This is a genomic window from Bordetella genomosp. 12 (assembly GCF_002261355.1).
Classification (GTDB): domain Bacteria; phylum Pseudomonadota; class Gammaproteobacteria; order Burkholderiales; family Burkholderiaceae_B; genus Bordetella.
Genome location: NZ_NEVU01000002.1, coordinates 289,256 through 311,808, shown reverse-complemented (window position 1 = coordinate 311,808; position 22,553 = coordinate 289,256). Strand labels below are relative to the sequence as shown.

Annotated in this window: 14 protein-coding genes; 6 read left to right on the top strand and 8 right to left on the bottom strand. The window is 64.8% G+C overall.

From position 1 onward, the window contains the following. Window positions 1-63 precede the first annotated feature (63 nt). The 3 genes from odhB to CAL22_RS06820 all read right to left on the bottom strand — a co-directional run bounded on the left by odhB (window position 64) and on the right by CAL22_RS06820 (window position 6,588). A complete protein-coding gene (gene odhB, locus CAL22_RS06830) occupies window positions 64-1,287 on the bottom strand; it encodes a 2-oxoglutarate dehydrogenase complex dihydrolipoyllysine-residue succinyltransferase (RefSeq protein WP_094811665.1) in 1,224 nt (407 codons plus the stop codon). A 46-nt stretch (window positions 1,288-1,333) separates the two neighbouring features. Further along, window positions 1,334-4,204, bottom strand: coding sequence for a 2-oxoglutarate dehydrogenase E1 component (locus CAL22_RS06825; protein WP_094811663.1), 2,871 nt, complete (start codon window positions 4,202-4,204; stop codon window positions 1,334-1,336). A 338-nt stretch (window positions 4,205-4,542) separates the two neighbouring features. Beyond that, window positions 4,543-6,588 carry an OPT family oligopeptide transporter gene (locus CAL22_RS06820; RefSeq protein ID WP_094811661.1) on the bottom strand — a complete coding sequence of 682 codons (2,046 nt, stop codon included), beginning with the start codon at window positions 6,586-6,588 and terminating at the stop codon, window positions 4,543-4,545. A 232-nt stretch (window positions 6,589-6,820) separates the two neighbouring features. Between CAL22_RS06820 and mdeB the strand changes: the two genes are divergently transcribed. From mdeB to CAL22_RS06795, 5 genes are all read left to right on the top strand, one after another. Then, entirely contained in the window at window positions 6,821-9,478 is a 2,658-nt protein-coding gene (mdeB, locus tag CAL22_RS06815; protein WP_094811659.1) for an alpha-ketoglutarate dehydrogenase, read from the top strand. Between the two features lie 163 nt (window positions 9,479-9,641). Further along, window positions 9,642-11,924 carry an NADP-dependent malic enzyme gene (locus CAL22_RS06810; RefSeq protein WP_094811657.1) on the top strand — a complete coding sequence of 761 codons (2,283 nt, stop codon included), beginning with the start codon at window positions 9,642-9,644 and terminating at the stop codon, window positions 11,922-11,924. A gap of 175 nt (window positions 11,925-12,099) precedes the next feature. Continuing rightward, complete coding sequence (locus tag CAL22_RS06805; protein ID WP_094811655.1) at window positions 12,100-14,283, top strand: TonB-dependent receptor; 2,184 nt, start codon at window positions 12,100-12,102, stop codon at window positions 14,281-14,283. Between the two features lie 9 nt (window positions 14,284-14,292). Beyond that, entirely contained in the window at window positions 14,293-14,976 is a 684-nt protein-coding gene (locus tag CAL22_RS06800) for a Fe2+-dependent dioxygenase (RefSeq protein ID WP_094811653.1), read from the top strand. A gap of 85 nt (window positions 14,977-15,061) precedes the next feature. Next, window positions 15,062-15,514, top strand: a complete 453-nt coding sequence (locus CAL22_RS06795) for a DUF2214 family protein (protein ID WP_094811651.1) — start codon at window positions 15,062-15,064, stop codon at window positions 15,512-15,514. Window positions 15,515-15,570: 56 nt separating this feature from the next. Here the strand turns inward: CAL22_RS06795 and CAL22_RS06790 are convergent, their stop codons facing one another. Genes CAL22_RS06790 through CAL22_RS06770 form a run of 5 tightly spaced genes read right to left on the bottom strand, consistent with a single transcriptional unit; the run spans window position 15,571 to window position 21,485 of the window. Continuing rightward, the gene (locus CAL22_RS06790; RefSeq protein ID WP_094811649.1) at window positions 15,571-16,698 is read right to left on the bottom strand and encodes a TIGR03364 family FAD-dependent oxidoreductase; all 1,128 of its coding nucleotides are present in this window, start codon (window positions 16,696-16,698) and stop codon (window positions 15,571-15,573) included. A gap of 57 nt (window positions 16,699-16,755) precedes the next feature. Beyond that, window positions 16,756-17,787 (bottom strand): putative 2-aminoethylphosphonate ABC transporter substrate-binding protein, encoded by a 1,032-nt coding sequence (locus CAL22_RS06785; RefSeq protein WP_094811647.1) that lies wholly within the window; start codon window positions 17,785-17,787, stop codon window positions 16,756-16,758. Between the two features lie 35 nt (window positions 17,788-17,822). Then, complete coding sequence (gene phnX / locus CAL22_RS06780) at window positions 17,823-18,638, bottom strand: phosphonoacetaldehyde hydrolase (RefSeq protein WP_094811645.1); 816 nt, start codon at window positions 18,636-18,638, stop codon at window positions 17,823-17,825. Between the two features lie 32 nt (window positions 18,639-18,670). Continuing rightward, window positions 18,671-20,404: a putative 2-aminoethylphosphonate ABC transporter permease subunit gene (locus CAL22_RS06775; RefSeq protein WP_432264299.1), complete on the bottom strand. Its 1,734-nt coding sequence runs from the start codon at window positions 20,402-20,404 to the stop codon at window positions 18,671-18,673. Window positions 20,405-20,408: 4 nt separating this feature from the next. After that, window positions 20,409-21,485, bottom strand: a complete 1,077-nt coding sequence (locus CAL22_RS06770; RefSeq protein WP_094811641.1) for a putative 2-aminoethylphosphonate ABC transporter ATP-binding protein — start codon at window positions 21,483-21,485, stop codon at window positions 20,409-20,411. 166 nt (window positions 21,486-21,651) lie between these two features. On the opposite strand from CAL22_RS06770, the gene CAL22_RS06765 reads away from it, so the two are divergent. Next, complete coding sequence (locus CAL22_RS06765) at window positions 21,652-22,521, top strand: LysR family transcriptional regulator (protein WP_094811639.1); 870 nt, start codon at window positions 21,652-21,654, stop codon at window positions 22,519-22,521. Window positions 22,522-22,553: the final 32 nt, after the last annotated feature.

Here is a 22,553-nt window from a genome sequence, read left to right as displayed (position 1 = left end):
TCGCGAGGGAAAAAGGAAGAAAGACGAGCCGGGCGCGCACGCCCGGCCTCGCCCCGGTCTGGATTACAGGTCCAGCAACAGACGTTGCGGATCTTCCAGCGCTTCCTTCATGGCGACCAGGCCCAGGACGGCTTCGCGGCCGTCGATGATGCGGTGATCGTAGGACATGGCCAGGTAGTTCATCGGGCGGATGACGATCTGGCCGTTCTCGACCACAGCGCGTTCCTTGGTGGCATGCACGCCCAGAATGGCCGATTGCGGCGGGTTGATGATCGGGGTCGAAAGCATCGAACCGAACACGCCGCCGTTGGAGATGGAGAAGGTGCCACCCGTCATTTCTTCGATGCCCAGCTTGCCGTCGGCGGCGCGCTTGCCGAAGTCGGCGATGGTCTTCTCGATTTCAGCGATGGTCAGTTGATCGGCGTTGCGCAGAATGGGCACCACCAGGCCACGCGGGCTGCCGACAGCGATACCGATGTCGAAGTAGCCGTGGTAGATGATGTCCTTGCCGTCGACCGAGGCGTTGATCACCGGGTACTTCTTCAGGGCAGCGACAGCTGCCTTGACGAAGAAGGACATGAAACCCAGCTTGACGCCGTGTTCCTTCTCGAACTTGTCCTTGTACTTGTTGCGCAGGTCGATAACGGCCTGCATGTTGACCTCGTTGAAGGTCGTCAGGATGGCGTTTTCCTGTTGCGACTGCAGCAGGCGCTCGGCCACGCGGGCGCGCAGGCGGCTCATGGGCACGCGCTGTTCCGGACGGCCATCGAGCGACAACGTGGGCGGCGCGACAGGCGCGGCGGCCTTCTTGGCGGGTGCGGCGGCGCCCGCGGCCAGGGCATCGCCCTTGGTCACGCGGCCATCGCGGCCGCTGCCGGCAACGTTGGCGGCATCCACGCCCTTTTCGGCGAGGATCTTGGCGGCGGCGGGCGACGCCACACCGGCGGCCGAGGTGCTGGCGGCAGCCGGGGCGGCAGCGGCCGGCGCGGCGGCAGCAGCAGCCGGCGCGGCAGCCGCGGCGGGAGCCGGAGCAGCGGCGGCCTTGGCGGCGGTGTCGATGCGGGCGATCAGTTCGCCCGACGTCACGGTGCTGCCGTCACCCTTGACGATCTCGGCCAGCACGCCCGACGAGGGGGCCGGCACTTCGAGCACGACCTTGTCGGTTTCGATTTCGATCAGGATCTCGTCGGCCTCGACAGCGGCGCCGGGCTGCTTCTTCCAGGTCAACAGGGTAGCTTCCGACACCGATTCGGACAGCTGGGGGACAACAACGTCAGTAATAGCCATGGTGATGAATTCCGTTAGATGAGTGTTCTGTGATCCGTGACCGCGCTTACTTGGTCAGCACGAAGCCCTTGAACTTGGGCGTGAAAGCCTGCTCGATCAGCGCCTTCTGCTGTTCCTGGTGCTTGGCCAGATAACCCACGGCAGGCGAGGCCGATGCGGCGCGGCCGGCATAACCCAGCTTCTGGCCTTCGGACATGTTTTCGTACAGATGATGCTGGACGTAGAACCACGAACCTTGGTTCTGCGGCTCGTCCTGCACCCAGATCACTTCCGTCGCCTTCGGATACTTGCGCAGTTCGGTTTCGAACGCCTTGTGTGCGAAGGGGTAGAGCTGCTCGACACGGACGATGGCCACGTTGTCGATCTCGCGCTCGCGGCGGGCATTGACCAGGTCGTAGTACACCTTGCCCGAGCAAGCCAGCACGCGCTTGACCGAGCTGGCCTTGATGCCGTCGTCCAGTTCACCGATGACCGGACGGAAGCTGCCGCCGGCCAGTTCGTTCAGGGGCGAGCCGGCATCCTTGTTGCGCAGCAGCGACTTGGGCGTGAAGATGACCAGCGGCTTGCGGAAAGGACGGATCATCTGGCGGCGCAGCAGATGGAAGATCTGCGACGCCGTGGTCGGCTGAACGACCTGGATGTTGTTGTCCGCGCACAGCTGCAGGAAGCGTTCGATACGGCCCGACGAGTGCTCCGGACCCTGGCCTTCGTAGCCGTGCGGCAGCATCATGGTCAGACCGGATTGGCGGCCCCACTTGGCTTCGCCAGCGGTGATGAACTGGTCGATGACGACCTGGGCGCCATTGACGAAGTCGCCGAACTGGGCTTCCCAGATGGTCAGGGTATTGGGCTCGGCCGAGGAGTAGCCATACTCGAATGCCAATACGGCTTCTTCGGACAGCACGGAGTCGATCACGGTAAACGGAGCCTGACCTTCCGAGACGTTTTGCAGCGGAATGTAGGTGCCGTCGTTCCAGCGTTCGCGGTTTTGATCATGCAGCACGGCATGACGGTGCGTGAACGTGCCGCGGCCCGAGTCCTGCCCGGTGATGCGCACGGCATAGCCCGACGCCACCAGGGTCGCGAAGGCCAGATGCTCGCCCATGCCCCAGTCGAGATTCTGCTCGCCCTTGGCCATGTTGCGGCGGTCGTTCAGCAGCTTGGCCACCAGCGGATGCACGGTGAAGCCTTCCGGAACGGTGGTGATACGTTCGCCGATGCGCTTGAGCTCGGCCAGCGGCACGGCGGTGTCGGCCTGGTCGGTCCACTTGGCGCTCAGGAACGGGGACCAGTCGATCGCGTAGGTGCTCTTGTAGTCGGTCAGCACCGGTTCGATGGTGCGTTGACCGTCTTCCATGAGCTGGCGATAGTCCTTGACCATCTGATCGGCATCGCCTTCGGCCAGCACGCCCTGCGTGGTCAGCTTGTCGGCATACAGCTTGCGGGTGCCGGGGTGATGGCCGATGCGCTTGTACATCAGCGGCTGCGTCAGCGACGGCGTGTCCTGCTCGTTGTGACCCAGCTTGCGGAAACAAACGATATCCAGCACGACGTCGTGGCGGAACTGCATACGGTAGTCCAGCGCCAGGCGGGTGGCGAACACCACGGCCTCGGGATCATCACCGTTGACGTGGAACACCGGCGCTTCGATCATCTTGACCACGTCGGTGCAATACAGCGTCGAGCGCGAGTCGCGCGGATCCGACGTGGTAAAGCCGATCTGGTTATTGATGACGATGTGCAGCGTGCCGCCCGTACCGTAACCGCGCGTCTGCGCGAGGTTCAGGGTTTCCATCACGACGCCCTGGCCGGCGAAGGCCGCGTCGCCGTGCACCAGCACCGGCAGAACCTGCTTGCCTTCGTGATCGGCGCGGCGCTCCTGGCGGGCACGCACGCTGCCCTCGACCACCGGGTTGACGATTTCCAGGTGGGAGGGGTTGAAGGCCAGCGACAAGTGCACCGGACCGCCACGGGTCGAGACATCGCTCGAGAAACCGTTGTGGTATTTCACGTCGCCATCGGTCAGGCCTTCGGCGTGCTTGCCTTCGAACTCGGCAAACAGGTCACCCGGCATCTTGCCCATGGTGTTGACCAGCAGGTTCAGGCGGCCGCGGTGGGCCATGCCGACCACGATTTCCTGCACGCCCGACTCACCGGCGTGATTGACCACTTCGTCCATCGAGGCGATGAAGCTCTCGCCGCCTTCGAGCGAGAAGCGCTTCTGGCCGACATACTTGGTATGCAGGAAGCGTTCCAGGCCTTCGGATTCGGTCAGCTGCTGCAGGATGTGGCGCTTTTCTTCGGTCGAGAAGGAAGGCGCGGCCAGCGTCGACTCGAGACGCTGCTGGATCCAGCGCTTGGCGGCCGGATCGGAAACATGCATGAACTCCGCGCCGATCGAGCGGCAGTAGGTGTCGCGCAATGCCTTCAGGATGTCGCGCAGCGTCATGGTGCTGGCGGTCGTGAAGTAGGTATTGGTCGCGGAGTAGGTTTGATCCAGATCGGCTTCGGTCAGGCCATAGAAGGCCGGATCGAGCTCGGGAATCGGGGGACGTTCCTGGCGCTTGAGCGGGTCCAGATCGGCCCAGCGCGAACCCAGGGAACGATAGGCCGCGATCAGCGACTGCACCGACACCTGCTTCGACGCCACCGACAGGTCGGGCTCGGCGCTGCGCTGCAGGAAAGCATTGGCGCGGGCACGTTGAGCGAAGGATTCGACGATGGGGGCGTGAGCCTGATCGCGCGTGGTTTCCTGCCCATCGGTAGCCGGCGTGTGCTGCAGCTGGTCGAAATACTCGCGCCACTGATCGGGCACCGAGCCGGGATTGTCGAGATAAGCTTCGTAAAGCTCCTCGACGTAAGGGGCATTACCCCCAAACAGATAGGAGGTAGAGAGGGATTCTGATTCCGTAGACATAATGTCGCTTCACCTTGACGAGTGCTTCACTCGCATACGATGCAGGAAAACCTTCCGCGACACGGGCTTCCCGGTTGGCGGATAGCAGGGGCAGAAGGCACGTACAAGCCTCGAAAGCCGTGTGGTCAGTATACTCCTTCGAGTTTGCCTCCGTCTTGCTGCATTCGCATGACAAGGCAGGAAAGTCGAGCATGCCGGCATTCCCGGGCAGAATACCAGCGCCAAGGCACAGGTTACGGCCATCTACGCGGTGCCTACGCACTGCTTTATGACTCCATCTCGCGGCGCAGGTTCCCCCGCGCCGCCCGAGGTCAAGTGGCCAGAATACGACGGCGCGGTCAGGCCGCCAAGTCCCCCCGGGCCAGCACCCGCCGGCCAAACCCGATCACGACCGCCACGAAAACCGCCAAACCCAGCCATTCCGCGGTGGCGGCAAAGCCCGGCCCGACCAGCGCCAAGGGCGCATCCTGCTGCGCCGCGCCGATCACGGCGGCCATCAAGACCCCTACGAGGCTTTCGCCCACGATCAGGCCCGAGGCCAGCAACACCCCGCGCCGCCGGGCTGCCGCGGCATATTCGGCCAGCGGCAAGCCGCGCGCCACCGCCCGCCGGCGCAACACCCGCTCCAGCCACCAGGCCAACACCGCGCCGACCACGATGGGCGCGCTGACGGTCGGCGGCAGATAAATGCCGATGCCCACGGCCAGCACCGGCATGCGGGCGACCTCGCAACAACGCCGCAGCACCTCGTCCACCGCGATCAGCGCCACCCCGACGCCCATGCCGATCACTATCATCAGCCAGTTCAGGTCGCGCAGAAAAATGCCCCGTGCGATGGCCAGCATGAGTGAGGCCTGGGGCGCGGACAGCGCGCGATCGGGGTCCATATCCGGCCGCGGCAAGGCGCCGGTAAAGCCATAGGCGTTGTAGAGTAGATCCAGCACCGGCGAAATGACGGCCGCGCCGACCAGGCAACCGATCAGCAGGGCCACCTGCTGCCGCCAGGGCGTGGCACCGACCAGCCAACCGGTCTTCAAGTCCTGCAGATTGTCGTTGGCGATCGAGGCCACGGCAATGACCGCTGCGGTCGTGAAAATGGCCAGTGCCGTCGCCAGCCGCAGCCCTTCGGGGGTGGCCAACAGGCCATCCTCCTTGTGCAGCGCAACCATCAGCAGGGACACCAGCACGATGGCCACGATACCCACCCCGGAGATCGGGCTGGTCGATGAGCCCACCAGCCCGGCCATATAGCCGCAGGCCGCGGCCACCAGAAACCCGAACACAAAGGCGAACAGCACGGCGTAGGTCACCAGCGACCAGAGCCGTCCCTGCGCGGCGGGGGCTTGCCCCAGAAAATACGCAAACACCCCGACCAGCACTGCCACCAGGGCCAGCGTCAGCAACGCGATCCATCCCCCGGGCAGGTCGCGCTCCGTGCGCGGCACCTCGCCGCGCGTGCGCCCGCCTGCGGTCAGGGAGCCGAACATGGCCGCCATCCCGCGCATCATGGGCAGAAACAGCAGCGCCAGGGTCCAAACCGCCCCCACGCCGATCACGCCAGCGCCGATGAAGCGCACCTGCGAACTCCAGATGTGGGTGCCGAAGTCGGCCAGGCTCTGCCCGGCCGCGGGCACGGCGTGCCATGTCAGCACCGGCACGGCCACTCCCCAGGCGATGAGCAGACCCGTCAACATGGCCAGGCCCGCCACGATGCCGATCAAATAGCCCGCGCCGAGCAAGGCCAGCGAAAATCCCATGGGCAAGCGCAGCACCGCCGAGCCCAGCGACCACCAGCCGTTGACGGCGTCACCCAGCAGGCGCAGGCCGCTGGCGGCAAAACTGACCACGGCGGCCACCCCGCCACCCAAAAGAATGTCGCCCATGCCGGTAGGCGCGCGCTCGCCGGCGCCTTGCTGCGCGCGCGCACTGCTGCCCACGCGCAGGATCTCGGCTGCGGCCACGCCTTCGGGGTAGGGCAAGGAACTCTTGACCACCATCAAGTGACGCAGCGGAATCGAGAACATCACGCCCAGCATGCCGCCGGCCGCGCAGATGGCCAGCGTCTGCCAGAACGGGAAATGCTGCCAATGCCCCAGCATCACCAGCGAGGGCAGGATGAAGATGATGGACGACAGGGTGCCAGCCGCCGAGGCCTGGGTCTGCACCATGTTGTTTTCCAGAATGTTGGCGCCGGAGCACATCCGCAGCACCGACATCGAAATCACGGCGGCCGGGATGGCCGATGAAAACGTCAACCCGACCTTCAAGCCCAGAAAGACATTGGACGCGGTAAAAATCACCGTGATGACCATGCCCAGCAAGACCCCGCGCACGGTCAGCTCCGGCAATGACATCGAATCCGGAACCCGCAAACCCTCGGCCATCGATTCTCTCCCTGTCCGGCGCGACGATGCCGGTTGCCCAACATGGTAGCGCCAGGCCGGGCCGCTGCGGTTTCAGAGGGCAACGAAAACCCTGATATCAGCATATTCGGCTGCCAAATGTGCGCCCGGCGGCAGCGCGTGCCGCGGCGACCCGGACCGGCGCGCCGCTTTCAGTCACCCATGCTGGAGACTCGGTTCTACGATTACGGAAAAAGCCCTACCGGAGACAACCATGTCAGCACGCCCCGCCGCCGTCGACAGCGACGCCGCCGAAACCGCCGAATGGCGCGACGCCCTCAGCTCCCTGCTTCATGCCGAAGGCAGCGAGCGCGCGGCTTACGTCCTGGGCTGTCTGATCGAGCACGCGGGCAAGCTGGGGTTGAAACTGCCTCACCACGCCAACACCCCGTATCTGAACACCATCGCGCGGGCCGAGGAACCGGCCTTTCCTGGCGATCTGGAGCTGGAAGCGCGCCTGGCCAGCATCAACCGCTGGAATGCTCTGGCCATGGTCGTGCGCGCCAACCAGGCGCATGGCGAACTGGGCGGCCATATTGCCAGCTACGCCTCGGCCGCGGACCTGTTCGAAGTGGGTTTCAACCATTTCTTTCGCGCCGGCTCGGCGCAACAGGGCGCGGACCTCATTTACATGCAGCCGCACTCCGCACCCGGCATCTACGCCCGCGCCTTTCTGGAGGGATTTCTGGAGGAAGCGGATCTGGCGCTGTTTCGCCAGGAGATCACGGCCCGCGAACAGGGACGGCGGGGCCTGTCCTCTTATCCGCACCCCTGGCTGATGCCGGATTTCTGGCAATTCCCGACCGGATCCATGGGCATCGGCCCCATCAATGCCATTTATCAGGCGCGCTACATGCGCTATCTGGAGCATCGCGGCCTGGCCGCGGCATCCGAGCGCCGCGTCTGGGGCATTTTCGGGGATGGCGAAATGGACGAACCCGAATCCATTGCCGCGCTGACGCTGGCCGCGCGCGAGAAACTCGACAACCTGGTCTTCGTCATCAACTGCAATCTGCAACGCCTGGACGGCCCGGTGCGCGGCAATGGCCGCATCATCGACGAACTCGAAACGCTCTATGCGGGCGCGGGCTGGAATGTCATCAAGCTGCTGTGGGGCGGCGACTGGGACGCGCTGCTTGCGGCAGACGACGACGCCGCGCTGGCGCGCGCCTTCTCGCACACCGTTGACGGGCAGTTCCAGACCTTTGCCGCCAAAGACGGCGCCTACAACCGCGAACATTTCTTCGGCCAGGACCCTGCCCTGGCGGCGCTGATCTGCGGCCTGGATGACGACGCCATCGACCGTCTGCGCCGCGGCGGGCACGATATGGTGAAAATCCACGCCGCCTATCACCGCGCCGTGCGTCACCGGGGCCAGCCCACGGTCATCCTGGCGCAAACCAAGAAAGGGTTCGGCATGGGCGAAGCCGGCCAGGGCCGCATGACCACGCACCAGCAGAAGAAACTGGACGATCAGGCTTTGCTGGCATTCCGCGACCGCTTCGCCCTGCCGCTGTCCGATGACGATTGTCTGAACCTGCGTTTTTACCGCCCGGCAGCCGACAGCCGGGAGCTGCGCCACCTGCACGCGCGGCGCCAGGCGCTGGGCGGCTATATTCCGCGCCGCTCGCGCGGTGCCCGCTCATTGGCCACGCCGCCCGCGGTGGAGTTCGCCCCCTTTGCCCTGCAGGCCCAGGGCAAGGAAATGTCGTCCACGATGGCCGTGGTGCGCATGTTGACGCAACTGCTCAAACAGCCCGAGCTTGGCCCGCGGGTGGTTCCCATCGTGGCCGACGAGGCCCGTACCTTCGGCATGGCCAACCTGTTTCGCCAGATCGGCATCTATTCCGCGCAGGGCCAGCTCTACGAGCCGGAGGACATCGGCTCGGTGCTTTCGTATCGCGAAGCGCGCGACGGCCAGATTCTCGAAGAAGGCATCACCGAAGCCGGGGCGATATCGTCGTGGACGGCCGCTGGCACCAGCTACTCCACGCATGACCTGCCCACCCTGCCCTTCTATATTTACTATTCGATGTTCGGCTTTCAGCGCGTGGGCGACCTCATCTGGGCCGCCGCCGATCAACGCTGCCGAGGCTTTCTGATCGGCGCGACCTCGGGGCGCAGCACCCTGGGCGGCGAAGGCCTGCAACACCAGGACGGGGCCAGCCATCTCATCGCCTCCACGGTTCCCAACTGCCGCGCCTACGATCCGGCCTATGCCTATGAGGTCGCCGTCATCGTCGAAGCAGGCATGCGCCGCATGCTGGGCGAACAGCGCGACGAGTTCTATTACCTGACGGTCACCAACGAAAACCTGCCTCAGCCCGATATGCCGCCCGACTCGACGGCGGGTATTCTGCGCGGCATGCATTGTGTCCGCCAGGCCACCGCCCCCCGGCTGCGACTGCTGGGCGCCGGCCCCATGCTGCCCGAAGCCCAGGCGGCGGCGGCGCTGCTGGAACAACGCTATGGCGTGGCGGCCGAGGTCTGGAGCGTGACCAGTTTCAGCGAACTGGCCCGCGACGGCCGGCGGGCCGAGCGTGACTCGGCCCTGGGTTTGCCGGGCGAGCCTGCCTGGATACAACAATGCCTCCCGAGCGCTCTGCCCACCATCGCGGTATCGGATTATGTGCGAGCCGTGCCCGATCAGATCCGCGCCTGGGTGCCCGGGCGCTTTCGCAGCCTGGGCACCGATGGCTTCGGGCGCAGCGATACCCGAGCCCGCCTGCGCGATTTCTTTGAAATCGGCGCCGAATGGATCGCGCTGCACGCGCTGGACCTCCTGGCCGAGCAGGACGCCGACTGGCGGCAGGCCCGCGATGCGCAGCGCAGCCGCCTGAGCCAACGCCCGCGCGCGCCCTGGCTCGAATAGGTCCGTGAGGCGCGGCATGCGCCTTCGCTGCATCGCAACAGCGGGAGCTCATGCACGATCGCGCGCTTTCTGTTGAAATACGTGGTTATCCCGAGGACTCGGGACGGGCCCTCACGCCCGTTCAACGCTTTTTCATAGTTAGCGCAAAGGCAGTACCTTACTCATGGACGAAACCCTCACCAAGTTGGCGCTGGACTACCACGCCTATCCCACGCCGGGCAAAATCTCCGTCACTCCCACCAAGACGCTGGCCAACCAGGACGATCTGTCGCTGGCCTACTCGCCTGGCGTGGCTGCGGCTTGCATGGCGATCTACGACAAAGGCAACGAGGCCGCCTCGCTGTACACCTCGCGCGCCAATCTGGTTGGCGTCATCACCAACGGCACGGCCGTGCTCGGCCTGGGCAACATCGGCCCGCTGGCCGCCAAGCCGGTGATGGAAGGCAAGGGCTGCCTGTTCAAGAAATTCGCCGGCATCGATGTCTTCGACATCGAACTGGCCGAGAACGATCCCGACAAGCTGGTCGACATCATCGCGGCGCTCGAACCCACCCTGGGCGGCGTCAACCTCGAAGACATCAAGGCGCCCGAGTGCTTCTATATTGAGAAGAAGCTGCGCGAGCGCATGAAGATCCCCGTCTTCCATGACGACCAGCACGGCACGGCCATCATTTCCGCCGCGGCCATCCTCAACGGCCTGAAAGTGGTCGGCAAGGACATGGACAAGGTCAAGCTGGCATGCTCTGGCGCCGGCGCTGCCGCCATCGCCTGCCTGGACCTGCTGGTACACCTGGGCATCCAGCGCGAAAACATCTACGTGGTGGATTCGCGCGGCGTGATCTGGGAAGGCCGTGAAGAGAACATGGAGGCCAACAAGCGCCGCTATGCCCAGAAGACCGATGCGCGCACCCTGGCCGACGTGGTCAAGGACGCCGACGTCTTCCTCGGTTGCTCGACGGCCGGCGTGCTGACCGGCGACATGGTCAAGACCATGGCGGTCAATCCCCTGATTCTGGCGCTGGCCAACCCCGAGCCGGAAATCCGTCCCGAGATCGCCCGCGCCGCGCGTCCGGATTGCATCATCGCCACGGGCCGCTCCGACTACCCGAACCAGGTCAATAACGTCCTGTGCTTCCCCTTCATCTTCCGCGGCGCGCTGGATGCCGGCGCCACCCGCATCACCGAAGAGATGAAGCTGGCTTGCGTCAAGGCGATTGCCGAGCTGGCCCAGGCCGAACAAAACGATGAAGTGGCTCGCGCCTACGCCGGCCAGGAGCTGTCGTTCGGACCTGAGTACATCATCCCCAAGCCGTTTGATCCGCGCCTGATCGTGCAGATCGCCCCGGCCGTGGCCCAGGCCGCCGCCGACTCCGGCGTGGCCAGCCGCCCGATCGAGGACATCGAAGCCTACCGCCAGAAGCTGATGGGCTTTGTCTATCATTCGGGCCAGTTGATGCGCCCGCTGTTCAAGCAGGCCAAGACGGCGCCCAAGCGCGTGGTCTACGCCGACGGCGAGGACGAGCGCGTCCTGCGCGCCGTACAGGTGGTGGTCGATGAGAAACTCGCCTACCCCATCCTCATCGGCCGGCCCGCCGTCATCGAGATGCGCATCAAGAAGTTCGGCCTGCGTCTGATCGCCGGCCAGAACATCGAGATCGTCGATCCCGAGGACGACGGCCGTTTCAACGACACCTGGCAGGCCTACTATCAGCTGCAAGGCCGCAACGGCGTCACGCCCACCGTGGCCAAAGCCATGATCCGCAAGCACAACACGCTGATCGCGGCCATGCTGCTGCGCCGTGGCGATGCGGACGCCCTGCTCTGCGGCGTGGCCAGCAAGTACGACAACCAGCTCAAGTACATCGACGAAGTCATCGGCACCAAGCCGGGCCAGACCTTCGCCGCGCTGAACGTCCTCATGCTGCCTGACCAGACGCTGTTCGTGGCCGATACGCATGTCAACGAGAACCCCTCGGCCGAGGAAGTCGCCAACATCACCATCCAGGCCGGCGAGGAAATGATGCGCTTTGGCGTCACGCCCAAGATCGCGTTGCTGTCGCACTCGAACTTCGGCAGCCGCCCGACCGAATCGTCGCGCAAGATGGCGCATGCCCGCCGTCTGGTCGCCGAGCGCGCGCCTCATCTGGAGGTTGACGGCGAGATGCATGCCGATGCCGCGCTGTCCGAAAAGATCCGCGTGCAGGCCTATCCCGACAGCTCGCTCAAGGGACCGGCCAATCTGCTGGTGATGCCGAATCTGGATACCGGCAATATCACCTACAACATGCTCAAGATGACCGGCAGCAATGGGGTGGCAATGGGCCCCATCCTGTTGGGCGCCGCCCGTCCGGTGCACATCCTGACCACCAGCGCGACCGTGCGCCGCATCGTCAACATGACGGCGCTGGCCGTGGTGGATGCGCAGCAGGAAGCCGAAGCCCGCTGATCGCACGCTGCTTGACCAACCGGGGCGCCTGCCCCGGTTTTTTTTTGCCTGGCGCGCACGGCGTATTACAAAGAAACGTCGCGCAGACAAAAACGATTGGCCTGATACCGCCTTGATCCCGCCCGAAACATCATCGTGGCTCCGATCATTGAATGAAAATCAGTATCAGTCGCGTATGTCTACTTCTGCTATTCGTGCCTTCGCACGGCCGCCCGCCTCGCGCCTGGGCAGCGCCTTCATCGCCCTCGGTCTGTCGGCCGCCAGCAGTCCCGCGGCCGCCGCGCCGGCCGACGCGGTGCAGCTCGCGCCTGTCGAAGTCACCGCGTCGCCCAGTCCCAAGGTGGATAACTCCGCCTCGCCCAAGTATGCGCAGCCCCTGCTCGACATTCCTCAGTCGATCAACATCATCCCCGATAGTGTCAGAGAAGAGCAGAACGCCCACGGCCTGCGCCAGGTGCTCAACAACGTCAGCGGCGTGACCTTCAACGCGGGCGAAGGCGGCGGCGGCCTGGGTGACAACGTCAATGTGCGCGGCTTCAACGCCAGCACCAACATCCAAATCGACGGCCTGCGCGACAGCGGCCAATCCAACCGTAGCGACCTGTTCAACTACGAATCGGTCGAGGTCATCAAGGGGCCCAACTCCGTCTTCGGCGGTGCCGGCACCACCGGCGGCAGCATCAACCTGATCACGAAACGCCCGCGCCAGGAAGACTTCGTCCATGCCGAGACCGGCCTGGGCTCCGACCGCTACCGGCGCGTGGCCCTCGACGCCAACCAGACCCTGCCGCACGCCGGCGCCGCCTGGCGCCTGAACATCATGGCCCACGGCAATGACGTCCCTGGCCGGGATCCGGTGGATCGCAAGCGTTGGGGCGTGGCGCCATCGATCAAGCTGGGCGTGGGCGGGCCCACGCAGTGGACCTTGAGCTACTTCTACCAGACCGACCGCAACCTTCCCGACTATGGTTTGCCCGCACGCAATGGCCAGCCGCTGGTTGATCGTCATGCCTACTTCGGCTGGCGCAACCTGGATCACGAGTACGCGCACTCGCACATCGCCACCTCCGAAGTCGTCCACCGCTTCGACTCCGGCGCCAAGCTGCAGAATCTCACGCGCTACTCGCAACTCGATCGCGACACCGTCATCTCCGCCTCGCAGATCAACGTCACGGGCCTGAAGCCGGGTTATTACAAACCCGCCGGCCCCCAGGGCTATGGCCGCGACATGAGCACCAAGCTGCTGGCCAACCAGACCCACCTCAACGTCGACAGCGAGATCCTCGGCCTGACGCACAAATTCGGCGCGGGCGTGGAGCTCTCCGAAGAGACCTTCCATCTGGAGAAGTCCAGCTACAACCTGAACAAGCACTACCCGGCCGACGGCTATCCGATCGCCCATCCCCCGGGCTACTGGAGCGGCCCGCGCCAGCGCAGCAGCACCGAGCAGCTGCGTTCCAGCCTGGTCACCCGCGCGCTGTACCTCACCGACAATGTCGCCCTGGCCCCTGCTTGGGACCTGGGCCTGGGCTTGCGGCATGATTGGATAGACGCCCGTGGACGCACCCAGCCCACCGGCGGCAAAGTCACGCGCAACCTGTCCAAGACACGCGCCTTCAGCGGACGAGCGGCCCTGACCTATAAACCCGCGGACAACGGCCGTGTCTACCTGGCCTATGGCAGCTCCTTCAACCCGTCCTCCGAGCCGGCCGTCACCACGGGGCGCGGGCTGGCGCCGGCCACCAACGACCTTGCCCCGGAACGCAACAACAGCCTGGAGCTCGGCACCAAATGGGATGTGCTCGATCGCCAGCTCGCCCTGACGGCGGCCTTGTTCCAGACCACTAAGCAAAATGCCCGCGAGCGCCTGTCCGATGGCAGCAATACGCTCAGCGGCCGGCAGCGCGTCCGCGGCCTGGAGCTTGGCGCGACCGGCAAGCTCACCTCCCAATGGGATGTCTATGCCGGCTACACCTACCTGCACACCCGCACGCTGAAATCCGCCGCCACGCCCGCGCAAGAGGGTCTGCCGCTGGGCAATACGCCCAACCATAGCCTGAGCCTCTGGACGACCTATTCCTGGCCCTCCGGCTGGAAGGCCGGCTATGGCATCCGCACCATCGGCAAACGTCCGGTCAGCTCCACGGGCGGCGGCGATGTGCCGGGCTACGCCGTCCACAGCCTGATGGTGGCGTACACGGTCAACGCCAATCTCAGCCTGCAACTGAACATCGACAACCTGACCGACAAGGCCTATATCGAAAAGGTTCGCCAGAACCCCGGGGCGCAGGCGCGATCATCGCAAGTCGAGCTCGGCGACGGCCGTTCGGCCATCCTGACGGCATTGTGGCGCTATTGAGACCGGACCATGCTCTTGCATATCCCCGGCGTACTGGAGCCCGCCGTCGCGCGCCAATACCTGCTCGAGCTGGAAAGCACCGAGTGGGAGGACGGCGCCCGCACGGCGGGTTTTCAGTCGACCCTGGTCAAGCACAATCGCCAATTGCCGCCTGACAGCCCGGTCGGCCTGCGTATCGCCGCCCATATCGAGCAGCAACTGCTGCGTCATCCCTTGTTCATTTCGGCCGCCTTGCCGGCCCGCATCTTTCCGATGCTGTTCAATCGCTACGGTGCTGGCGAGGCCTTTGGGATGCACGTGGACAATGCGATCCGCTATCCGCCGGGCGAAAGGCGCGGGATACGCACGGATCTGTCTGCCACGCTGTTTCTTCGCTCACCCGAAGACTATGAAGGCGGTGAGCTGGTCATTCAGGACACTTACGGAGAGCACCGCGTCAAGCTGCCGGCCGGCGACATGGTGCTCTACCCCTCGACCAGCCTGCACCGCGTCACGGCCGTTACCCAGGGCGAACGCATCGCGGCTTTTTTCTGGATACAAAGCCTGATCCGCGACGATGGCCAACGCACTTTGCTCTATGAGTTGGATGGGGCCATTCAGGAGACCGCGAACGCCCTGGGCGCAGGCAGTTCGCAGGCCGTCGCACTCACGGGCGTCTACCATAACTTGCTGCGCCGCTGGGCAGATCCTTAAGGCGACGGGCGCCGAGTCCTGCTGATTTGCGGTAAAAATCAGCGCATGGCCGGCGTCCGCCGGCCCCAAGGACAAGGAAGCCCCCATGTTGCAAGACGCCCTCCTGGCCTGGCTGCACTATCTGGCCATTTTTCTCGTCGTGGTGCTGATCACGGCCGAATCCGTATTGCTGCGCCCCAGCCTCACCCGCGAGGCCCTTGGCAGACTGCTCAAGTATGACCGCATCTATCTGCTGGCCGCCCTGCTTGCCCTGGGCACTGGGGTGCTACGCTTTGCCTTGGGCGCCAAGGGCGGGTTGTTCTATATGATCAACCCCTGGTTTCACGCCAAACTCACCGTCTTCATCATTATTGGCCTCTGTTCGCTCAAGCCGACGCTGACCTATCTGCGTTGGCGTGATTCAGCCGCTCAGGATGCGAGTTTTCTGCCGTCTGCCGAGGCGATCAGCGCCACGCGCCGATGGGTCATGATCGAAGCGCATCTGCTGATTGTGATGGCGCTGTGCGCCACGCTGATGGCCCGCGGCATCGGCGTGTAAGCCCTCGCAGCGGCCGACGCGGCGGGCGGATCCCCCCGGGCCCGCCGTGGCGAGCACTAAGCCATGACCGCCGCCACCGTCCGCTCGCCAATGGCCAGCCCGACCGTCATGCCCACGCCGGAGTGCATGACGGCGATCGTCGTCTGCGCATCGGCCCGCAAGACCGAGTACGGAGCCGGGCCATGCGCGCCATACACGCCCTGCCAGCGCTCCAGCACCCGCAAGCGAGCGCCCAGCGCCTGCTGCGCCAGCCCCAAGAGCGCCTCATCGACCGCCTCATCGTTAAACGGCACGGCATCGACGCCATAACGATGCGAATCGCCCACGATCAGATCACCGTGAGGCGTAGGGCTGATCAGCAGATGAATGCCTTCCCGCATCAGAAAGGGGCTACGCGCCTCGAACGTCTGCCGCAAGCGCTGCGCGCTCGGCAGATCGGCAAACGCGCCATAGTGCACGCATGACAGGCCGGTCAACAACGGCATATCCAACGGGAAAGCCTGCTCGGCGAAAGCCACGCGCATCATCTGCAAGCGCGATACCTCCAGACCCAATCCGGCAAAGCACTCCGGCCAGAGCGTCAGGTAATCGTGCCCCGGGCAGACAAAGACATGGCCTGCCTTGAGCCGCCCCGCCGTGGTGTGGACCTCGCCGCCCTCGGCTCGGCGCGCCAGGGTGCCATCGATCAGGGTCACGCCCAGCGCGTCAGCCAGATAGCGCGTGATCGCAGGCAAAGCCTCGCGCGAAAAGATCTGCAGATCGTCCTCCCCGCGCAAGGCCGCGCAATGGTGATCCAGCCGCCCGCCGTAATAGGCGGCAAGCTCGCGGTTGCTCAGCAGTCGCGCCGCGTAGCCTTCGGCCTGCAGACGATGGCTGGCGAACTCCTCGAGCACGTCGTTTTCCTGCGCATTGCGCGCCAGCACCAATGACCCGGTGGCCCGGACATGAAAGCCGGCCTGCCCGGCCAATTGCAGCCACAGCGCGCGAGTTTGCCGGGCCAGACCCGCCATCTCTCCCGGGGCCTGGCCGCTTACCAGCACTTGGCCAAAGTTGCGGATGGTGGCGCCGTGCGCCTGGCGTGCCCGCTCAACGATCGCCACGGACAAGCCGCGCCGCGCACAGGCCCAGGCATGCGCCACGCCCAACATCCCGCCGCCGACCACCACCACATCAAAAGATTTCATGACACGATCTCAAAAGGAAAGCCGGCGGGGCGTGCCCCGTGCACGCCCCGCCTCGATTTACTTCTTCTTGGGTTCAGACTTGCTGTCGTAGCGCTTGGTCCACTCGGCCAGAATGGGTTCGCGCTGCGTCGCCGCCCAGACGAAGTCGTTTTTGATCATGCGCGAGGCCAGATCGGCAGGCAGGTTGGGATTCGAGGTGGCCACGGAGGGAATGGCCAGCACGGCGAAGTTGGTCTTGTACAACTCGTTGGCAGCGCGGCTGGCGGAAAAATCCGCCACCTTGCGCGCGGCCTCCAGGTTCTTGGTGCCGCGCACGATGGCGGTCGCTTCGACCTCCCAGCCCAGGCCTTCGGAGGGGAAGATGGGCTGGATCGGCGCGCCTTCGGCCTTCAGTTTGGCGGCGCGGTAGTCAAAGGACACGCCAATCGGGAACTCGCCCGACGCGGCGAGATTGCACGGTTTGGAGCCCGAATGCGTGTAGCTGCCGATATTCTTGTGCAGGGCATCCATGAACGCCCACCCTTTTTCTTCACCGAACATCTGTAGCCAGGCGCTCACATCCAGAAAGCCCGTGCCTGATGAGGCAGGGTTAGGCATGACGATCTTGCCCGCGTACTCGGGGCGCGTCAGATCCTGCCAGGTCTTGGGCTCGGGCAGGTTCTGCTTCTTGGCTTCAATGGTGTTGAAGCAAATGGCCCCGGCAAAGGCGTCCATGCCCACCCATGCCGGCACGGGCTTGGCGTCGCGCATATTCGGGGCGATCTGATCCAGACCCTGGGGAGCATAAGGCTGCAGCATGCCTTCTTTGTCCATCAAGCCCAGCGAAGTACCTGCCAGGCCCCAGATCACATCTGCCTTGGGATTGTCTTTCTCGGCCAGCAGTTTGGCCGTGATGATGCCGGTGGAGTCGCGCACCCATTGAATTTTGATATCGGGATACTCGCGCTCGAAGGCGGCCTGGTAGGCCTTGATCTGATCTGCTTCGAGCGCCGTGTAGACCGTCAGCGTGGTCTGTTGCGCCATCGCGGGCGCGGCGGCCAGGGCCAGCAGGCCGAGGGCGCGGCGGGCAAACAGGGGGAATTCAGGCATGGATCAACTCCGTAAGGGGGTGCCAGGGGGAAAATTCAAGGCCGTTCGCCGTGCGCCAAGCGTGTGGCGATATCGCCGAGCACACCCGGCAACTCGGCCACGGTATCGATGTAGTAATGGGGTTCGGCCGGTGCGAAGGCCTGGCGGGCGCGCTCACGCGCCTGGCTGCGGGTGGTGGCGTTGAGCGCCTGCCACATCGGCAAGCTCAGGCCCGCGGCATTGCCGGAGAGCATCAGGCCCACCGACCACATGCCGGCGCGCCGCCCCTCCTCGATGCCGACGCAGGTGTCATCGACCTTGACGCAGCCGGCGACATCGTCAACGCCCAGGGCGATGGCGTTCTGCAAAGCCATGGCTGGCGCAGGGCGTGCACGAGGCACTTCGTCGCTGGCGACGACCTGCTCGATCGCGATGCCGCCGGCCCGCGCGCGCTCGAGGACGCGACGCATGACGCTGGCGGGATAGCCCGAGCAGGAACCCACCTTCAGCCCACGCCGGGCGATCTCACCCAGGACCTCCACGGCACCCGGGATCACCTCCGAGTACTCGGCGACTTTCTCCAATTGCATGGGCAGAAAACGTTCGTAGATGGCGGTGACCGCGTCGTCATCGGGCAACACACCAAAGCGCTCCTGATACTGCCGGGCGATCTCGGCTTGATTGCACAGCGCGCGAATGTGGTCCCACTTGCCCATGCCCATGGGGCCCCGGGCCTGCGGCAAGCTGAGCGTGATGCCGAACTGCGCAAACGCCTCGACAAACACCTGGGTGGGCGCGAAAGAGCCGAAATCGACCAAGGTGCCGGCCCAATCGAAGATCACGGCTTCAAGCCGGGTAGGAAGCGTATTCATGGCATATCCAGATAAGCGGAGAAACAGAACCTTCAATCACGCGGCAGCGTGCGCCAGCGCTGTGTATGCCGCAGCAGCGCCAGACTGACGCCATGCAGCAACAGGGACACCACGGCAGAACTGGCCATGATGACGGTGCACATCGCCGCGGCCGGACCGATGAAACCCGCGTCGTCCATGTTCAGGACGGCGACGGCGGCCAGCACCGTGGATGGGCTGTAGAGAAACACCACGGCCGAGACCGTCGTCATGGCGGACACGAACAAATAGCGGGCCGTGGCCAGCACGGCAGGCAGGCACATCGGCAGGGTCACGCGCCAGAACGTCAGCACGGCAGGGACTTTCAAGGCGGCCGAGGCGGATTCGAACTCGGGATCGAGCCCGTTCAGCGCGGTTATGGCAGTCAGGTGCGCGCTGGTGTAGAAATGCACCACCGTGCAGATCACCAGCAAGGCCATCGTGCCGTACAGACCGTTGAGCGGATTGAGCGGGCTGTTGAAAAAGAAGATGTAGCCCAGGCCCAGCACCAGACCGGGTACCGCCATGGGAGTGAGTGCCAACAGGCCGACCAGGCTGCGCAGCGGCCGGGTCGCCGCGCGCGCGGGCAGTTTCTCGATCATCCAGGCGCCGCCGAACACCAGCGCCGTGCCGATGCCCGCCGTCAACGCAGCCAGCGTCAGGCTATTGCGCCAGGCCAGCCAGCCGCCGCCGTCCATGTTGTCGAAATCATAGGAACGCAGCGACAGCGTCAGGTTGTAGGGCCACATCTTGATGAACGACGCCCATACCGCCACGCCGACCACGACCGCCAGCAAGCCCGCAATCAGGATCCCGGCAATCAGAAAACCGACGTCGCGCAATCGGTGCGGCCCCGGTTCGTAGCGCTGCGAACGCCCGCTCAAAGCCGCGCCATTGCGCGTGCGCAGGCGGCGGTCCAGCAGGAAGGTCAACACAGCCGGAATCAACAGCATCAGGCCGATGGCCGCGCCCTTGGAGAAGTTCTGCTGCCCGACCACGGCTTTATAGGCCTCCACGGCCAGCACGTTATAGTCGCCCCCCACCACCTTGGGCACGCCAAAATCCGTGACCGCCAGCGTGAACACCAGGCAGCAGGCCGAGAACACGGCATAACGGGTGCCAGGCAAGGTGACGGTAAGAAAGGTGCGCAACGGGCCTGCACCCATGGCGCGCGCGGCATCGTAGAGCCGCCCGTCAGCCAGCATCAGCCCGGTGGCCAAAATCATCAGGGCATGCGGAAAGGTATAGAAGACCTCGCCCGCCACGATGCCCCAGAAACCGTAGATGGTCGAGCCGCCGGTCCAGGCCTTGATCAAGCCCTGATTCCCCAGCAGATAGATCAGCGCAATGCCTGGCAAGAGCGAGGGCGCCAACAACGGCAGCAAGGCCAGCATGCGCAACAACCCTTTGCCGGGCATCCGCGTGCGTGTCAGGCCGTAGGCATAGCAGTAGGCAAAGGGCACGACGATCACGGCGGTCATCACGCCGACCGCCAGGCTGCGGCCGATCATGGCGAGAAAGTCTGCCTGCAACACGATGGCACGCATCAGGCCCAGCCCCTGCTCTGCGGTGACGGCCCGCCCGAAAATGGCGGCCAGCGGCAGGGCCAGGCAGACGATCAGCGCCAGCGCGTAGCCGCCCTGGCCTGCGACGGTGGCCCACCGGCCTACCCAGCCGGGCAGACGCCCGCGCACGGGAATCTCGCCACCTTCGCCCGACAGGGGGCGGGATGAGGGTGGCGTGTTCATGGCGTCAAGCGTAGGGACGTAGCGCATCACGCGGCAGCTCCACCCAACACCGGCCAGCGGCATGTCGATCCAGCAAAGCGTCGCCAGCTCCCGCCGACACGATCGCCTGCAACAATTGACCCGGCATCCCCTCGATGCGCAGCGTCAAACGGTAGCTGCTGCCGAGAAACACCCCGTCCTGAACTTCCGCCAGAAAGGCGTTACTCAATGGCAGCCCGCTCGTCTGCGCCACGCGGACGGCCTCGGGGCGCACGAACAAACGCCCGCGCTCGGCTGTCGCTTCGGTACTCACCTCGATGACTTGCCGGCCCACGCGGACATGATGGGCGTCGACCCGCTCATACCCCAACCAATTGGCCTCCCCGATGAAATCGGCGATGAAGGCGGTCGCCGGTTGACGATACAGATCGGGGGGGGTAGCGAATTGCTCGATCCGCCCGCCATTCATGACGGCGATGCGGTCAGCCATCTCCATGGCCTCTTCCTGATCATGGGTGACCATGAGTGTCGTAATGGCCAGGCGGCGCTGCAGGGCGCGCAGCTCAGCGCGCAAATGCGTGCGAACGCGCGCGTCCAGCGCGGACATGGGCTCATCGAGCAGCAGCAGCGAGGGCGACGGCGCCAGCGCGCGCGCCAGCGCCACGCGCTGCTGCTGCCCGCCCGAGAGCTGGCCCGGATACTTGCGGTCGGAGCCGCTCAGGCCGACGAGGTCCAGCATTTCGGCGACGCGAGCGGCCACACGCGGACGGTGCGCGCGTTGCCCGCTCAGGCCATAGGCGACGTTCTGCGCAACGGTCAGATTGGGGAAGAGCGCGTAGGACTGAAACAGAATTCCATAATCACGCTCGGCGGGCGCCGCCCGGGAAATATCGCGGCCCGACAGCATGATCGTGCCGCTGTCCTGCAGATCCAGCCCCGCGATGGCGCGCAACAAGGTGGTCTTGCCGCAGCCCGACGGGCCCAGCAAGCACACCAGCTCTCCCGCGCGTATATCCAGTGACACATCCGCGAGCGCGGTATGTCCGCCATAACGCTTGCCGAGATTGCGCACCGACAGGAATGTGTTGTCGGCCAGGCTCATTGCCCCTCCCTACTGATACGGTTTCTTGCCTGGCCGCTAGTATCGGGAGATTGCATGGACTGTTTATGACAGTTCTCGCAAATGCCGTAATGAAATCATCAAAGTATTTTGTTTTACTGTCCGCCTTGCCGCTTTCCATGGACACGCCGCCGGCGTGCCTTACCCATTGCTCGTCGCTGAACTCAAATCCTTTTATGCCGTCGCCCGCTGCGGGTCGGTGACCAAAGCTGCCGTCCAACTGGGTGTCAGCCAACCCACCGTGACCGGCCAGTTGCGGCAACTCGAATCCCGCTACGCCATCGAACTGTTCCATCGTCAGGGCCGCTCGCTGCGGCTGTCTGACGCCGGCCACCGGCTCATGCCCTTGGTCGAGCAGCTCATGCTGCAAGAGAACGAAATCGAGTTCCGGCTGCGCGACGCCTGCGAGTTGCGCGAGGGCAATCTGCGCATCGGCGCCACCGGCCCTTTCTACATCATGGATACCGTCAGACGCTACAACGAGCGCTATCCCGGTATCGAACTGCATCTGAGCATCGGCAATTCGCAAAGCATGTTGCAGGCCCTGCGCGAATACCATATCGAGATTGCCACCTCGTCCTATGCCGTGGACGACAAACAGCTTTACCGGCGGATGATCGCCGCCGATCCGCTGCATGTGGTGGTGCACCGCGACCACCCGCTGGCTCGCCGTGCGGCGATAGACCTCGGCGAGCTACGGCCCCATACCTTGCTGTTGCGCGAACCCGGCTCGATGACCCGCCAGTTGAGCGAACAGGCCTTGATGCAGGCCGGCGTCGTCCCGGCCCGGACACTGGAAATAGGCAGCCGGGAGTCCATCCGGCAGGCCGTGCTCTGCAACCTGGGCATCAGCCTTATCCCGGCGCGCGAGGCGCCCGCCCACCCCCAATTGGCCGCCTTGCCCATCACCGGCACCCCGATCATGATGCACGAGTACCTTTACTGCTTGCGCGAACGCCAGCCCGTGCAATTGATCGCCCGCTTTCTCGAACTCGCGCCGCAGGCCGGCACGCACTGAGCACGGCGGCGGCAGACGAAAAAAAAACCGGC

Coding starts and splice junctions, on each gene's coding strand:
- odhB (WP_094811665.1), bottom strand. CDS start 1,287: ATGGCTATTACTGACGTTGTTGTCCCCCAGCTGTCCGAATCGGTGTCG.
- CAL22_RS06825 (WP_094811663.1), bottom strand. CDS start 4,204: ATGTCTACGGAATCAGAATCCCTCTCTACCTCCTATCTGTTTGGGGGT.
- CAL22_RS06820 (WP_094811661.1), bottom strand. CDS start 6,588: ATGGCCGAGGGTTTGCGGGTTCCGGATTCGATGTCATTGCCGGAGCTG.
- mdeB (WP_094811659.1), top strand. CDS start 6,821: ATGTCAGCACGCCCCGCCGCCGTCGACAGCGACGCCGCCGAAACCGCC.
- CAL22_RS06810 (WP_094811657.1), top strand. CDS start 9,642: ATGGACGAAACCCTCACCAAGTTGGCGCTGGACTACCACGCCTATCCC.
- CAL22_RS06805 (WP_094811655.1), top strand. CDS start 12,100: ATGTCTACTTCTGCTATTCGTGCCTTCGCACGGCCGCCCGCCTCGCGC.
- CAL22_RS06800 (WP_094811653.1), top strand. CDS start 14,293: ATGCTCTTGCATATCCCCGGCGTACTGGAGCCCGCCGTCGCGCGCCAA.
- CAL22_RS06795 (WP_094811651.1), top strand. CDS start 15,062: ATGTTGCAAGACGCCCTCCTGGCCTGGCTGCACTATCTGGCCATTTTT.
- CAL22_RS06790 (WP_094811649.1), bottom strand. CDS start 16,698: ATGAAATCTTTTGATGTGGTGGTGGTCGGCGGCGGGATGTTGGGCGTG.
- CAL22_RS06785 (WP_094811647.1), bottom strand. CDS start 17,787: ATGCCTGAATTCCCCCTGTTTGCCCGCCGCGCCCTCGGCCTGCTGGCC.
- phnX (WP_094811645.1), bottom strand. CDS start 18,638: ATGAATACGCTTCCTACCCGGCTTGAAGCCGTGATCTTCGATTGGGCC.
- CAL22_RS06775 (WP_432264299.1), bottom strand. CDS start 20,404: ATGAACACGCCACCCTCATCCCGCCCCCTGTCGGGCGAAGGTGGCGAG.
- CAL22_RS06770 (WP_094811641.1), bottom strand. CDS start 21,485: ATGAGCCTGGCCGACAACACATTCCTGTCGGTGCGCAATCTCGGCAAG.